Below are 15,425 nucleotides of genomic sequence, written 5' to 3'. Positions count from 1 at the left end.
TCCTTTCTTTTTTATGGATGGCTAACAATCAATTCCAAACCTTGCCCTTCCAAGACCCAAGCTTCAACATCACTTGGTAGGATAAAGTGGCTGCCTTTTTGGATTGGATAATTTTCCCCGTCAACAGTGAGTTGACCCTGACCAGCCAAGACACTAAATAAGCTGTAGTCAGCTGTCTTTTCGAAGTCAACTTTGCCAGTGATTTCCCACTTGTAAACTGCGAAGAAATCATTGGATACAAGGAGAGTGGAACGTAGATCATCTGCTTTGATAGTTACAGGACGGCTATTGGCAGGCTCTCCAATGTTTAAAACATCGATAGATTTTTCAAGGTGAAGTTCACGCAAGTTGCCCTTGTCGTCCTTGCGGTCAAAGTCATAAACACGGTAGGTGGTATCGCTAGACTGCTGGGTTTCAAGAATCAAGATACCCGCCCCGATAGCGTGCATGGTACCACTTGGTACATAGAAGAAATCTCCAGCTTTAACTGGTACTTTTGTCAGCAAGGCATCCCAGTTCTTGTCCTCAATTTGCTGGCGGAGTTCTTCTTTTGATTTGGCATTGTGACCGTAGATAATCTCTGAACCTTCATCCGCAGCGATGATGTACCAGCACTCTGTTTTTCCGAGTTCGCCTTCATGTTCTAATCCATAGGCATCGTCTGGGTGAACTTGGACACTGAGCCAATCGTTGGCATCAAGAATCTTGGTCAATAGCGGAAACACAGGTTCTGGACGGTTGCCAAACAATTCACGGTGCTCTGCATACAAAGTAGCTAGATCTGTTCCCTCGTAGCGACCATTGGCTACCTTAGATACCCCATTTGGGTGGGCTGAGATGGCCCAGTATTCTCCGATTTTTTCACTTGGGATGTCGTAGCCAAACTCATCACGTAGCTTGGTTCCACCCCAGATTTTTTCTTGCATGACTGATTGTAAAAATAATGGTTCTGACATCTTATTCTCCTGTCTGATCTTTCTTCCCTCATTATAGCAAAAAGCCAGGTCTAATTGAACTCTTTTTCACATCTTATAAAGTAGAGAGAAGATTTTATAAAAATAGTGAACAAATATGCTCTACTTAATACTTGCACCATTGCTGGCAATGACATCCTTGTACCAGTAGAAGGATTTCTTCTTGCTTCGTTTGAGACTTCCTTGACCTGCATTATCACGATCCACATAGATAAATCCATAGCGCTTGTTCATCTCGCCTGTTCCAGCTGAAACCAGATCTATACAACCCCAAGTCGTATAACCAAGCAAGTCAACGCCATCTTGGTAAATAGCATCTCGCATAGCCTTGATATGGGCCTCTAAGTAAGCAATCCGATAATCATCTGCTACGTAGCCATTTTCATCTAGCGTGTCCATAGCACCGAGGCCATTTTCTACGATGAACATAGGCTTTTGATAACGATCCCAGATGGCATTGAGGGTGATTCGAAGTCCCAGTGGGTCAATCTGCCACCCCCATTCTGAGGATTCCAGATAGGGATTTTTGATAGAGTCAAAGACATTTCCAGCTGTCAGATCCGTCATTTCTGGATCGCCTGAAGCCACTCGACTCGCATAATAAGAGAAGGAAACAAAGTCAACAGTGTGATTCTTTAACAAGTCCAAATCCTCTGCCGTCATTTCTATCTCAATTCCCTCACGCTCCCACTGCTTCTTGGCATAGTTTGGATATTCCCCACGCGCTTGAACATCAATGAAAAAGTAGCTCTTACGGTCTTCTTCCATGGCTGCCCAGTAGTCTCTCGGATGGGCTGTGTTAGGATAATATTGCCCTGCTGCCAACATACATCCCACCTTGTTTTCTGGATCAATTTCGTGAGCAATTTTAGTCGCCATAGCCGAGGCTACCAGCTCATGGTGGGCTGCTTGGTATTTAACCTGTTCTTGATTTTCCCCCTCTTCAAAACAGATCCCAGCTCCTAAAAAGGGGGCATGCAGAATCATATTGATTTCGTTGAAGGTGAGCCAGTACTTGACCAAGCCCTTGTAACGGGTAAAGAGGGTGCGACAGAGATTGGCGTAAAAGTCCAACATGCGACGGTTGCGCCAACCACCGTACTCCCTGATTAAGTGCATGGGGCAATCGAAATGCGTGATGGTCACCAGTGGTTCAATTCCATACTTGTGACATTCCTTAAACAAATCTTCATAAAAAGCTAGACCAGCTTCATTTGGCTCTGCTTCGTCACCTTGAGGAAAAATCCGAGTCCAAGCAATGGAAAGTCGATAGGTTTTAAATCCCATTTCTGCAAAAAGCGCAATATCTTCCTTATAATGATGGTACATATCAATGGCTTCCTTTGCTGGGTAAAAATAGCCCTCCTCAAAAGAAAACATCTTTTTCTGACCTGTGATAATAGCTTCACGGTCTGGACCAATCGGCACCACATCCACATTAGCAAGACCACGGCCATCTTGATTATAAGCACCCTCACATTGATTAGCTGCCGTAGCACCACCCCAGAGGAATCCTTCTGGAAATTGTAGTATTTCTGTCATCGCTTTACCTCGATTGATTTATTACTTCTATTATACTAAAAAGGAGGCAAAAAGTTTTGAACTCTCTGGATAATGATAGCACTAAACTTACTTTTATATATACGAAAAAAAGACTGAAACCAGTCTTCTTTTAAATCAATGCCGTGATAGCCGTTACCAGACCAAAAACGATACCTGGCGCATTAGCAGCCGCAAGGGGGATATCTCTTTCTTTCTTGAAAAGACCGTAGTAAACCCATAGACTACAGTTGATGGCTGCGACCAAGGGTTGGATGAAGTTTCCTTTTTGACCAGCCAAGTTGTTCATGATTTGTGGGAAGTAAGAGACATACATCATCACGGACATGAAGGTCGCTACCCAACCCAAAATTTTCATTTGTTTTTCAGACATTTTCAAAACCTCTTTCATTTTTATGAATCATATTTTATAATCTTTTTTCAAAACAATCAAGACTTTGTAGCTTTTGTTATGAAGATGTAAACTATCACAATCTTGTGATAAGAAAGAGGAAACAGAAAAAGACCGGATTGCTCCGATCTTTTAACAATTCACATCCTCAATTTCTGTTTTAAAAATAGCTAAGGTTAACTTCAAATGACTACGCGCCCTACTTCATACGATAAAAATCAATCACTAAACCAGCAGGGCCTTTAACTAGTAGCGATTCCGTTCCCCAATCAGTTACAGCTGGTCCGTGTAAAATCTCGACACCAAGCTCTTTCAATCGTCGATAGTTCTGCTCTACATCCTCAACCTCAATGTGAAGAATGATACCTGACTGAAAGTTTTCCAAAGGAATCAAATGATTTTGAGACAACATGAAGCAGTGACTGCCAATCGTGAACTGTGCAAAACTGTCGTCAACATAATCGGCTTTTTTATCCAAAATACTCTCCAAGTCGGCACAGGCTTGAGGAACATTTGAAACGATGATATCTAATTGATTTAAATTCATTTACTATCCTCCAGAAAAAGACCGGATTACTCCGATCTTTTCAAGTTCGACTCTTGAAAATCAAAGAATAAAATCTACAAAGTTTACATTTGATTTTCGATGAGAGAAATTATTTGATTGCGCGTGATTGCAATCCTTCTTCTTCCAAGAAGAGGCGGAATGGTACGAGTTCTTCTGCTTCGTATTTTTCCTTGAAGGCTTTGATTGCTTCTTCTGAGTGTTGTTTTGGATCCAACTCAAGTACTTCTACTGGAAGTGGACGGTGTTGAGAGATGCGAGCATCGATCACAACAGTTTTACCTTCTTTGTTCAATTTAACAGCTTCTGCAACAACTGCATCGATATCTTCGATACGGTCAACTGTAAATCCAACAGCTCCTTGTGCTTCAGCGATTTTCGCATAGTCAGCATTAGGGAAGTCACAACCAAACAAGTGTTTGTTTGTGTCTTCGTATTTGTCCTTGATGAAGGCATATTTACCATTTGAGAAGACAACGTTGATAACTGGAAGGTCATATTGAACGTTTGTGATCACGTCTGGGTAGCACATATTGAATGCACCGTCACCCATGATGTTCCATACTTGGCGATCTGGATTGTCTTTCTTAGCAGCGATACCACCAGGAAGGGCAATACCCATTGTCGCAAAGAGTGGAGATGTACGCCACATGTTCTTAGGTGTCATGTGAAGGTGACGAGTAGATGTTTGAGTAGTGTCACCTACGTCGATTGAGTAGATAGCGTCTTGATCAGCATGTTTGTTGATTGCATTGTAAACTTGGTACAATTGCAATTCACCCTCAGTTTTACCTTCGAGTTTGTTCATGTAATCGCGCCAGTTTTGGTTGTTCTTAACGTTTGCACGCCACCATGGAGTAGATTCTACTGGGTTTACTTTGTCAAGGATTGCTTTCGCTGCTTGACCTGCATCACCAAGGATTGAAGCGTCAAGGGCATGACGTTTACCAAGTTTGTAAGGGTCGATGTCTACTTGGATGAATTTTTCAGTGTTCTTGAAGGCTTCGTAAACTTCAGCAAATGGGAAGTTTGAGCCAAGGAAAAGAACGGTGTCTGCTTCAAAGACCACTTCGTTGGCTGGTTTCCAACCAACACGGTAAGCAGAACCTGTCAAACCTTCGTAGTTCCATTCGAAAGCTTCAAAGTTTTTACCAGTTGTGATGATTGGTGCTTTGATTTTACGTGACAATTCAGTAATCACTTCACCAGCTTTAACACCACCGTAACCAGCATAGATAACTGGGCGTTCAGCATTGTTCAAGATTTCAACAGCTTTGTCGATTTCAACTTCGTTCAAGGCAGGAGCGATGAATGAACGTTCGTATGAACCTGAACCATAGTATGAGTTTTCGTCGATTTCTTGGAAACCGAAGTTTACTGGGATTTCAACAACAGCTGGACCTTTTTTAGAAACTGCAGCACGGCAAGCTTCGTCGATTACTTTTGGCAATTGCTCAGCGTAAGCTACACGTTTGTTGTAGACAGCGATACCGTTGTACATTGGGTTTTGGTTCAATTCTTGGAAGGCATCCATGTTGAGTTCGTTAACTGGACGTGATCCAAGGATAGCAAGGAATGGAGTGTTATCCATAGCTGCATCGTAAACACCGTTAATCAAGTGAGTCGCACCTGGACCACCTGAACCAACTGCAACTCCGATTGAGCCGCCGAATTTAGCTTGCATGACCGCTGCAAGAGCACCTGTTTCTTCGTGGCGAACTTGCAAGAAGCGGATATCTTTGTCTTCAGCTAAAGCGTCCATCAATGAGCTGAGTGTTCCTGATGGGATACCGTAGATTGTGTCTACGCCCCATGTTTTCAATACGTTGAGCATTGCTGCAGATGCAGTAATTTTCCCTTGAGTCATAATGATAACTCTCCTTCAAATATTTTTAAAACTTGATAAATCCGTTTTCATATACTAATTGGAAACGTTTCAGCAAATTTTTACTCTACTACTTTACCACATTTGTTTTGGGTCTCCTAAGAATGTGCTCAGAAGTTTTTATTCTCTATTACAGTACAGTTTGAAAACGTTTTTAATATCTGTTTTATAATAAAAAGCGAGCAAGCTCGCTTTTAGTCTATTTTACTAAAGTTTAGCATGAGTGAACTGATTAAAACAGATACTGAACTAAAGGCCATGGCCAATCCTGCAAGTTCTGGATTGAGTACCAAACCAAGAACAGAAAACACTCCTGCTGCAATCGGAATACCAATGAGGTTATAGATAGAAGCCCAGAAAAGATTGAGTAGAATACGATTAAAGGTCTTCTTACTCATATCAAAAGCACGTGCCAATCCTAGTAAATTGTTGGTTGTAAGGACAAGATCTGCTGATTCAATGGCAATATCTGTACCAGATCCCATGGCAATTCCGACATCCGCTACACTGAGGGCCGGCGCATCATTGATACCATCTCCAACAAAGGCCAATTTGCCATTCTTTTGAAGCTTGTGAATTTCATGTGCCTTTTCCTCTGGCAAGACATTTGCAATCACTTCTTCGATCCCAATTTGCTCTGCAATAGCATGGGCTACTCCAACATTATCTCCAGTAAGCATGACCGTTCTGAGGCCGCGTTTCTTTAATTTAGCAATGGCTTCTCGAGCATTTTCCTTAGGGACATCCTGCAAGGCAATTAAGCCTTTTAACTGACCATCTACGGATAGGAAGATAACTGTTTTTGCTTCTTTCTCAAGCAAATCAAATCGTTCTTGATAATCATGTGGAATAGCAAGGTCAGCTAAAAGTTTAGCATTCCCCAGCAAGACTTGTTTCCCATTGATAATCCCAGTCACACCTTTTCCATGCAAGGCTTGGAAGTTTTCCACTGGGTAAAGGCTAATTCCTAGTTCAGATGCACGATTAACAATAGCTTGAGCTAGCGGGTGTTGAGATACATCTTCCAGTGAAGCAGCCAAACTTAGCACTTCTCTTTCATCACCGATAACATCTGTCACTACTGGCTTCCCTTCGGTCAAGGTTCCTGTCTTATCAAAAACAACCGTTTGGACTTTTTGGATTTCCTGTAAAACTGTACCATTTTTGAGAAGAATCCCCATCTTGGCACTTCGTCCTGTTCCTACCATGAGTGCTGTCGGTGTCGCGAGTCCTAGTGCACAAGGACAGGCAATAATCAAAACTGCTACTCCATAAAGAAGAGAAGTCACAAAGCTATCTCCAAGTAAAACAAACCAGACCCAAAAAGTAAGAAGTCCTAAAATGACAACTGCTGGTACAAAAATCCCTGAAATCTTGTCGGTCAAATCTTGAATAGGAGCACGACTCGTTTGCGCTTTTTTCACAAAATCCACAATCTGAGCCAGCATAGTCTCAGAACCAACTTTTTCAGCTCTAAAGATGATCGTACCACTATTATTGATGGTTGAACCAATGACAGCATCTCCAACTGATTTATCGACTGGAATACTTTCCCCAGTCACCATTGATTCATCAATACTCGTTTCACCTTCTAAGACAGTCCCATCAACGGCAATTTTTTCACCTGGTCGAACGCGAATGAGATCCCCAACTTTGACTTGTTCTAGAGGTATTTGAACATAAACATCATCACGCAAAACCTCTGCTGTTTTTGCTTGTAGGTCTAATAATTTTTCGACTGCCTGCGAAGTATTTTTTCGCATTTTTTCCTCAAAAACTGCTCCCAAAAGAATGAAGAAGAGGATAAATGCAGCACTTTCAAAGTAAACGGGCAGACCAGTGAAGAGGGCAACTAAGCTATAGAAATAGGCCACTAGGGTTCCCAGAGCAACCAAGGTATCCATGTTGGAATTGTGCTTTTTAAAACTAGCCCAGGCGCTTCTGATATATGGAACTCCAGCTACCAGCATAATGGGTGTTGTGGCTAAAAAGGTGCCCCAACGCATGACTTGGTGACTAATTCCTCCTGTAGACATCCCAATCATGAGAATCACAAGAGGCACAGTAAAGATACTAGTAATCCAAAAACGCTGTAAAAGTGACAAAGATTTTCGCGTCTTCTCAACTACAGTATAGCTCCCCTTTTGCATCTTCATGCCACATGAAAATTCATGTTGGCCTAACTCTTGAGGTGTAAAACGAATTGTCTTCTCTTCATCCACACCGATTGGTTCTAGAATTCCTTCTTCTTCGAAGAGAATCTCTTTATAACAGTTTGAAGGTGTCACACGATGAAAGGTAATCTCAGCAGGAATCCCTTTTTGCAGTTGAATGTGGTCTGGATGGTAGCCTTTGTCTGCCGTGATACGGATTTTTTGAACACCATTTTTAAGACTTGCTTTTACAATTTCAGTCATATCATTCTCCTATTCTACAATCATCTTACCGTGCATCATATTCATGCCACAAGAGAAACCATACTCACCTGCTTCTTCAGGAGTGATTTCAACCACATATTGGTCTCCCATAGGCAGATCTGCATGCACTCCAAAGTCTGGAAAAATGATTTGATCCAAGCAAGGCGAAGGATCTTTTCGATCAAAAATAATGCGAGCAGGTTGCGATTTTTTGAGGATAATAGTTCCTGGAGTATATCCCCCCATGACTTCCACTCGAATCTCCTGATAGCCATTCTTTTGTTGAGCTCTCTTACCGTCTTCTTGAGGTTTTTTGAAAAACCAAAAGAGGATAAAAGCAATCATTCCTAAAACAACAATAGATACAAATAGATTTAACATAGCGTCTCCTTTACATACAATTACATTTGACTTCTGCCACAGCACTTGCTTTTTTCTTTGAAATGACTTCTTGCAAACCTTCTAAGTCAGCCTGAGTAAAATCACATTCCACAATCAAATCAGCCAACAAGTTCTTAATCCTACGAGAACAAACCTTGTCTTTGATATCTTGGACAAGTAAATCCCGACTTTGATCCAGAGTCAAAAGGGCTGAATAGACAAAGAACTTGCCTTCTTTTTTCCTTGTCAGACACTCTTTCTCAACCAAACGAGCCAAAAGAGTTTGAATGGTTGACTTGGACCAGTCGAACCGCTCCGCCAGAACCCTGATCAAATCGCTACTGGTCTGCTCTCCTTGCATCCAAATAATCTTCATGACCTGCCATTCTGCATCTGAAATCTGCATAATCACACCTCCTAAATCTACATTTGTCGATTACAGTTATTAGTATACCCTGAAAATCTACATTTGTCAACTATAATTTTTATTATTTTTTCGAAAAATAGAATTTTAATTCTGTAACGAGAGATTTGCAATCAAATTTTACTATATAAACTATAAAAATATGCTATACTGTAGAAAAAAGAAAACAACCACTAGGGGTGCGTAAAGCTGAGATTAACGACTGTTAGATCCCTTTGACTCAATCTAGGTAATGCTAGCTGATGGAAGTGGAAATGATAGTGAGGACTACCCAGTCTTCTATTTCCTTCCTAAAACAGACTAGCTTGTTCTTAAGAATACAAACTTCAGTTGGTTGGGAGGTTTTAGATGACTTATTTACCCGTTGCTCTAACCATTGCAGGGACTGACCCTAGTGGCGGTGCTGGCATTATGGCAGATTTGAAGTCATTCCAAGCTAGAGATGTCTATGGAATGGCCGTTGTGACTAGCCTTGTCGCTCAAAATACCAGAGGTGTTCAGCTAATCGAGCACGTCTCCAACCAAATGCTGGAAGCTCAATTGGAGAGTGTCTTTTCGGATATTAAGTCTCAGGCTGTAAAAACTGGTATGTTGGCAACTACTGAAATCATGGAGATCATCCAACCCTATCTTAAAAAGCTGGACTGTCCCTACGTTCTTGACCCTGTTATGGTCGCAACAAGCGGTGATACCCTGATAGATACTAGTGCGAGAAGCTACCTAAAAACAAACTTGCTTCCCCTTGCGACTATTATTACACCCAATCTTCCTGAGGCAGAAGAGATTGTTGGTTTCTCAATTCATAATCCAGAAGACATGCAACGTGCTGGTCGCCTGATTTTAAAAGAATTTGGTCCTCAGTCTGTGGTTATCAAAGGTGGTCACCTCGAAGGTGGTGCTAAGGATTTCCTCTTTACCAAAGAGGAGCAATTTGTCTGGGAAAGTCCACGAATTCAAACCTGTCACACCCATGGTACTGGATGTACCTTTGCTGCTGTGATTACAGCTGAACTAGCCAAGGGCAGAAGCCTTTACCAGGCAGTTGATAAAGCCAAGGCCTTTATCACAAAAGCCATCCAAGACGCCCCTCAACTCGGACATGGTTCTGGCCCAGTCAACCATACAAGCTTTAAAGATTAAGAAAAAACTCTCTAGTTCCCGCAATGCAATAAGGAAATTAGAGAGTTTTTGATTAGGAAACAATGTCATCTAGCTTTGTTAAAAAGGCTTGCGTTTTTGCCTCAATATCTTCTGCCTGCATCAAATCACGTACAACAGCTACTCCAGCTATACCCGTGCCGATAAGTTGCTCAATATTCTCTGACGTCAAGCCTCCGATAGCAACTACTGGAATGGCGACCGTTTGGCAAATTGTTTTCAAGGTTGAAATCTGCGTGATAGGTGCATTTTCTTTGGTCGTAGTCGGGAAAATGGCTCCTGTTCCCAAGTAATCTGCACCCGATGTTTCTGCTTCGAGGGCTCTTTTAACTGTTTTAGCAGTGACACCTAGGATTTTTTCAGGACCCAAGACTTTGCGGGCAACCGAAACTGGTAGTTCATCGTCGCCAATATGCAAACCTGCAGCATCGACTGCTAGACAGATATCCAATCGATCATCGATGATCAAGGGCACCTGGTAGGCATCTGTTATTTCCTTGACTTGTTTTGCCAGTTGATAGTATTGATTGGTGGTGAGATTTTTTTCTCGTAATTGGATGATGGTAACACCTGAACGGCAGGCCGTCTCAACTTTTTCAAGAAAGCTTTCCAAGGAATCTTGGTAGCGATTGGTTACCAGATATAGTCTGAGTGCTTCTCTATTCATAAATATCTCCTTTGATGGTATCTAGCCAATTTTCATCTCTTTTTAGGAGAGAGAGTTGATTGAGAACTTGGTAACGAAAATCTTCCAATCCCATTCCTTGAACAAGTATTCTCTCAGCAGAGATATTGAGATAAGAGACCGCTAGGCAGGAAGCTTCAAATGCAGTCTTTCCTTGGCTGAGAAAAACAGCTGTCAAGGCTCCAACCAAGTCTCCTGTCCCTGTTATCCAGTCCAATTCGTCACAGCCATTTCCCAATACAGCAACCTGATTCTCTGAAACGATGAGGTCCTTGGGTCCAGTGACTAAGAAAGACATACCAGGATAGGTCTGACACCAGTCTTTCAAGATTTGAAGCAAATCCTCAGTTTCTTGATCTTTATGGCTAGCATCAACTCCAACTCCATGGTGCTTTAAGCCAACAAGACTTCGGATTTCTGACATATTTCCTTTAAGGACCGTGGGCTTGTATTCTAAAAGATCTGCGACTAGATCCTTACGAATGGGTGACGCCGCTACGCCAACCGCATCTACTACCATTGGGAGAGAAGCTTGGTTTGCATAAGTAGCTGCCATACGGATTGCTTTCTCCTTCTCAGCTGACAAATGCCCCAAATTGATGAATAGGGCATGACTTTGCCTAGTAAAATCAAGAACCTCACGAGGGTCATCTGCCATGACTGGTTTGCATCCCAGAGCCAAAATGCCATTGGCTAGCATCTCACAGGAAATCTCATTGGTAATGCAGTGAATCAAGGAGCTGGAGGTTAGAGGAAAGGGATTTGTAAATTCCTGCATCAGTCTATCCTTTCACCAAAGAAATATCCCTGCACTTTTTTAAAGAATTCCTGCTTGATTAAAAATCGAAAGGCAAGAAAAGCTATGGCTGTACCAATCAAGGTCGCTCCGAAAAATCTCGGAGTATAGATAAACCAGCTGAGCTTGGCCGCAGATCCTGTAAAGAGAACCATAACAGGATAGGAAACAATGGAACCGATAACCCCTGTTCCCAATATTTCTCCTAGGGCAGAATAGTGAAATTTTCGACCGTACTTATAAAAGAGACCTGCAAGGAGGGCTCCAAAAGTAGCTCCTGTTAGGGCCAAAGGGGGAATGCCTTGAGTAGACATACGGATAAAGGCTGTGACTGTAGCCATGACCAAGGCATAGACAGGCCCCATCAAGATCCCTGCTAGGATGTTGACTACACTAGACATCGGTGCCATTCCTTCAATTCGAAAGATGGGTGTAAGGACTACGTCAAGGGCAATCATCATGGATAAAATAGTTAATTTGTGAACTTGTAGTTGGTGGTTTCTCATTTTCTATTTCTTCTCTTATTCTAAGGACTGCAAATCACTCGTCCATGTTTGGTGTTGGTAAGCCATCTCCCAAAACTTGGCTTCCATGTGAACACTGATGTGGAAGGCATCTAACATTTTTTTCTTGTCTGTCTCATCACTTTCGCGATAGAGTTGATTGACCAGCTCTCCCTCCTCTCTGATCTGCTGCTCTAATTCATCGGTGATATAGGTTTCAATCCACTGTTGATAAAGAGGATTCGGGGATGGTTTGCGATTAAGTGCCTTGCCCAAATCATGGTATAACCAAGGACAAGGCAGCAAACTTGCAAAAGCAATGCCCAAGTTTGGCTCTGCAAATTGCCGATAAATGTGAGAAATGTAATGATAGCAGGTGGGAGCGATTGGATGTTGCTCCATTTCCTGATCGCTGATTTCCAATTCCTTGAAAAATTGTTGGCGGATAAACAACTCACCCTCCACTAGACTCTGAGCATTTTGTTTCAAGAGTCTTTTCATTTCCTCGTTTGAAGTCTTATCAGCCAAGAGGTGATAGGCTTCTGAAAAAGACTTCAGGTAATAAGCATCCTGAATTAAATAATAGCGGAAAATAGAAGGTTCTAAATTTCCCTCTTGTAATTGTAAAATAAAGGGATGATGAAAAGAAGCCTGCCAAGCTTCCTTGGATAATTCCATCGCAATATCTGTAAATTCCATAATAACTCCTTTATAAAAATAGACTGGTTTGAAGCAATAAAAAGAAAAGCAGGTAGATTAATTTTGTTTTTTTAGGAATATAAAAAGTCCGATAGCTATTCTCCACCTGTGCATGTTCATCATATCCATGCGCCGACAGAGCTCTCAGATAAAGATGGCGCCACCTAAAGACTGTCATCAGAACCTTGCTGTAAATCAAGGGAGACCAAACATGCAGTTCTTGACCACGTAATAGGCAAGCTTCTTTGAGGGACTTGATTTCTTTCTGAATAAGGGGAAAGGCATTGAATACCACAATTAAGGCATAAGCCCAAGACCGTGATAACCCCTTTTGAGCTAAGTACAAAAGAAGCTCTTTTAGGGAAATAGAGGAAACAAAGACAAGACCAATACAAACGGTCACAAAGGCCCTCGTTCCAAGCATCACTGCCTGCGAAGCATCTCCGTGTAACTGAACTGCCCAGTAGTTGGCCAAAGATGGCAAAATGGCTAGTAGAATCATCCAAGCCAACATCTTAAATCGACGGTAATAGAGCATAAAGAGGATGCAAAATGCGACTACCGAAAGATTCAGAGCAATCGAAGGAATGAAAGATGTTTCCAAGGATAAAATCAGCAAGAAGAGACTGATAATCGGTGTCTGGGTTGCTACTTTGATCATACTACCTCACCTCCCCTAAAGTATCATTTTTCAGAGATGGGAGTGGTTTGCTGATGGTCACTTCTTGAAGATGGCTGAGACCCTCTCTCGTCATCTCTGTCCAATAATCAACCACAGAAATCAAAGGATCTAAACGATGGCTAATGATCAAAAAACTTCTTCCTTGATTTCTCTCCTCCAACATCCACTGACAAAAGTAGTCGCAGGCTCTATCATCCAAACCAGCAAATGGCTCATCTAGCAAGATCACAGAAGCCTTGCTGGTCAAGATGGTCAAAAGCTGAAGAATCTTTTGTTGGCCACCACTTAATTGATAGGGACTCTTATCAAGCGCCTGCTCCAGATTAAAATATCGTAAAGCTTGGAGAATCCGCTGATTTCTTTCAGAGTCTGGACTATCTAATTGCAGTTCCTCTCGCAGACTGACTCGGATAAACTGCTTCTCAGCTTCCTGAACAACACCCGTCAGTTCACGATACAAACTCTTTTTCTTTTTCAGGACTGTCCCTTTCCAAGTAATTCGCCCTTTATACTTTTGAAATTGAAGAATAGACCGAAATAGGGTTGATTTCCCGACACCATTGTCACCCAAGATACAGGAAATTCCTTGGTAGAATGTAAAATCCGCAATGGAAAAGAGGGGGCGATGATCCAGCTCACAAGTCACACGATCCATATGGTATAGTTCTGGACTAGAAGCAACTTTCTTTGAAGAAACCTGTATCATCTCAGAGCAAGGGATTTGAAACACCTCCCTTAGCTGACCGTCTCTTAGCTCCACCATATGGTCGATATAGGCTTCATAATCCGTTAAATCATGGTCACACAGGATGACTGTCTTCCCATCAAGAGCCAACTCTTTTAGAATCTCCAATATCTCGATTCTGCTCTTGCGGTCAATGGAAGCAAAGGGCTCATCCAAGAGATAGACCCTAGGATTCATGGCAAAGAGGACAGCTAGCGCAGCCTTTTGCTTTTCCCCACCTGATAGGTGATGAATGGGCCGATGCAAGATTGACTCGCAACGACATTGCCGGACCACCTCTGCTATTTTAGAATCAATTTCCTGAACGGGATGCCCAATATTCTCCAAGGTAAAAATTAGCTCTTCAAACAAGTTCTCCATGGTAAATTGATGGTTGGGATTTTGAAAGAGAATACCAACCGTCTGGACACGTTCGACGATAGAAAGCTGACTGACCTCGCTCCCATCTATCAGGACTTGACCACTATAGGGAAGAGAACTGACTTGGGCAATGACTTGAAAGAGACTGGATTTCCCTGAACCACTGCTCCCAACTAACAAGGTAAAGGCTTGCCCATGAAAAGTAAAATCAATAGGCTCTGAGAAGATTGGGGACTGAATCTCCCGTAATTCCAGGCCCATCTATGCCTTTCCTCCAGCTGCAAACTGATGATAGAGTTTGACAATGGCACGAACCAAGATGGCACAGAAGAAAAAGACGGAAATAAAACGCACCACCAGCAAGGAAAGCACAAAAGGAAGGGAGAAGGCATAGTAACCTAATTTAATGTATTCATAGACAAAGCTAAAAAGCGTAATCCCAATACTATTGGCAGTTAGAGAGAGCCAACTTTCATAACGATTCTTGGTCACAAGAAAGCCAAATTCACTTCCCAAACCTTGAACCAAACCAGACAAAAGAGCGCCTAGACCGAATTGGCTACCATAAAGGACTTCAGCAAGTGCAGCAAGCACTTCTCCAATCGTTGCACTTCCGACTCTTGGAACAAAGATAGCTGCAATGGGCGCAGCCATACACCAGAGACCAAAGAGGATTTCATTGGCAAAGGCCTGCAAACCAAGAGGGGCCAAGATCAGGGTGAGGATATCAAACAGATAGCCTGAACCCACAAAAACGCCACCAAAAAAGATAGACAAGAAAGCAAGTAAGATAACATCTTTTAACTGCCATTTTTTCAACATAAAAAACTCCTTTTTTAAAGAAAAGTGGGGCATTCAAGAAGAGCTACCAAAAGGCTTGCCGTCCAACCTATCCTCTTTTGATAAACAAAAAAACTCCAATTACAAACGAAAATTAGAGTTTAGCTTACAAGATTAGACAGTTCTTTTCGACATACGAAAAAAACCTTTTCACATTTCCCTTCGCCAGTATTAACTGTATCAGGTTCAATGGGTATCATCTCAGCTTAAAGCACCCCAAATGTCTTTATTATTTTATTACTGGACCAGTATAACAGAAATTGAAAGTCCTAGCAAGATATTTGACTGGAAAATATATTTATATAGTTTCTGATAACGATTTAATCTTTCTATACACGAAGAAAAACCTCCACATCAAGT

General features: G+C 41.9%; 16 protein-coding genes and 2 riboswitches. Of the genes, 1 reads left to right on the top strand and 15 read right to left on the bottom strand.

The features are described from left to right. Positions 1–11 precede the first annotated feature (11 nt). The 8 genes from manA to TZ92_RS04355 form a co-directional block, all read right to left on the bottom strand. Positions 12–956: a mannose-6-phosphate isomerase, class I gene (gene manA / locus TZ92_RS04390; protein ID WP_033629434.1), complete on the bottom strand. Its 945-nt coding sequence runs from the start codon at positions 954–956 to the stop codon at positions 12–14. 120 nt (positions 957–1,076) lie between these two features. After that, positions 1,077–2,516 carry a 6-phospho-beta-glucosidase gene (locus TZ92_RS04385; protein ID WP_033629433.1) on the bottom strand — a complete coding sequence of 480 codons (1,440 nt, stop codon included), beginning with the start codon at positions 2,514–2,516 and terminating at the stop codon, positions 1,077–1,079. A 130-nt stretch (positions 2,517–2,646) separates the two neighbouring features. Next, complete coding sequence (locus tag TZ92_RS04380) at positions 2,647–2,907, bottom strand: SemiSWEET family transporter (RefSeq protein ID WP_001291473.1); 261 nt, start codon at positions 2,905–2,907, stop codon at positions 2,647–2,649. Between the two features lie 217 nt (positions 2,908–3,124). Further along, positions 3,125–3,472 (bottom strand): VOC family protein, encoded by a 348-nt coding sequence (locus TZ92_RS04375; RefSeq protein ID WP_033629432.1) that lies wholly within the window; start codon positions 3,470–3,472, stop codon positions 3,125–3,127. 109 nt (positions 3,473–3,581) lie between these two features. Continuing rightward, positions 3,582–5,357: a pyruvate oxidase gene (spxB, locus tag TZ92_RS04370; protein WP_007520383.1), complete on the bottom strand. Its 1,776-nt coding sequence runs from the start codon at positions 5,355–5,357 to the stop codon at positions 3,582–3,584. A 212-nt stretch (positions 5,358–5,569) separates the two neighbouring features. Beyond that, complete coding sequence (locus TZ92_RS04365) at positions 5,570–7,792, bottom strand: heavy metal translocating P-type ATPase (protein ID WP_033629431.1); 2,223 nt, start codon at positions 7,790–7,792, stop codon at positions 5,570–5,572. Positions 7,793–7,801: 9 nt separating this feature from the next. Then, the gene (locus tag TZ92_RS04360) at positions 7,802–8,173 is read right to left on the bottom strand and encodes a cupredoxin domain-containing protein (RefSeq protein WP_033629430.1); all 372 of its coding nucleotides are present in this window, start codon (positions 8,171–8,173) and stop codon (positions 7,802–7,804) included. Positions 8,174–8,183: 10 nt separating this feature from the next. After that, positions 8,184–8,579, bottom strand: coding sequence for a CopY/TcrY family copper transport repressor (locus tag TZ92_RS04355; protein WP_033629429.1), 396 nt, complete (start codon positions 8,577–8,579; stop codon positions 8,184–8,186). 183 nt (positions 8,580–8,762) lie between these two features. Then, a riboswitch (TPP riboswitch) is annotated at positions 8,763–8,861 on the top strand. A gap of 84 nt (positions 8,862–8,945) precedes the next feature. Between TZ92_RS04355 and thiD the strand changes: the two genes are divergently transcribed. After that, on the top strand, positions 8,946–9,737 hold the full coding sequence (gene thiD / locus TZ92_RS04350; protein ID WP_033629428.1) for a bifunctional hydroxymethylpyrimidine kinase/phosphomethylpyrimidine kinase: 792 nt from the start codon (positions 8,946–8,948) through the stop codon (positions 9,735–9,737). Positions 9,738–9,789: 52 nt separating this feature from the next. Here thiD and thiE read toward each other — a convergent pair whose 3' ends face one another. From thiE to TZ92_RS04315, 7 genes are read right to left on the bottom strand one after another with little or no spacing between them, the layout of a single operon-like run. Next, entirely contained in the window at positions 9,790–10,422 is a 633-nt protein-coding gene (gene thiE, locus TZ92_RS04345) for a thiamine phosphate synthase (protein WP_033629427.1), read from the bottom strand. Continuing rightward, positions 10,415–11,218: a hydroxyethylthiazole kinase gene (gene thiM / locus TZ92_RS04340; RefSeq protein ID WP_033629426.1), complete on the bottom strand. Its 804-nt coding sequence runs from the start codon at positions 11,216–11,218 to the stop codon at positions 10,415–10,417. Before thiM ends, thiE begins: the two co-directional genes overlap by 8 nt. Continuing rightward, on the bottom strand, positions 11,218–11,742 hold the full coding sequence (gene thiW, locus TZ92_RS04335) for an energy coupling factor transporter S component ThiW (protein ID WP_033629425.1): 525 nt from the start codon (positions 11,740–11,742) through the stop codon (positions 11,218–11,220). Before thiW ends, thiM begins: the two co-directional genes overlap by 1 nt. A 15-nt stretch (positions 11,743–11,757) precedes the next feature. Continuing rightward, a complete protein-coding gene (tenA, locus tag TZ92_RS04330; RefSeq protein ID WP_000397185.1) occupies positions 11,758–12,438 on the bottom strand; it encodes a thiaminase II in 681 nt (226 codons plus the stop codon). A gap of 10 nt (positions 12,439–12,448) precedes the next feature. Next, the gene (locus tag TZ92_RS04325) at positions 12,449–13,099 is read right to left on the bottom strand and encodes an energy-coupling factor transporter transmembrane component T (RefSeq protein ID WP_000598432.1); all 651 of its coding nucleotides are present in this window, start codon (positions 13,097–13,099) and stop codon (positions 12,449–12,451) included. Position 13,100: 1 nt separating this feature from the next. Continuing rightward, the gene (locus TZ92_RS04320) at positions 13,101–14,486 is read right to left on the bottom strand and encodes an ATP-binding cassette domain-containing protein (RefSeq protein WP_033629424.1); all 1,386 of its coding nucleotides are present in this window, start codon (positions 14,484–14,486) and stop codon (positions 13,101–13,103) included. Next, positions 14,487–15,047 (bottom strand): ECF transporter S component, encoded by a 561-nt coding sequence (locus tag TZ92_RS04315; protein ID WP_000915270.1) that lies wholly within the window; start codon positions 15,045–15,047, stop codon positions 14,487–14,489. Between the two features lie 158 nt (positions 15,048–15,205). Then, positions 15,206–15,294, bottom strand: a riboswitch (TPP riboswitch). Positions 15,295–15,425 lie beyond the last annotated feature (131 nt).

The sequence above is a fragment of the Streptococcus oralis subsp. oralis genome (assembly GCF_000960035.1).
GTDB lineage: Bacteria > Bacillota > Bacilli > Lactobacillales > Streptococcaceae > Streptococcus > Streptococcus oralis_G.
The sequence above is the reverse complement of the archived record's forward strand: the minus strand, read 5'-3'. Positions and strand labels throughout refer to the sequence as shown.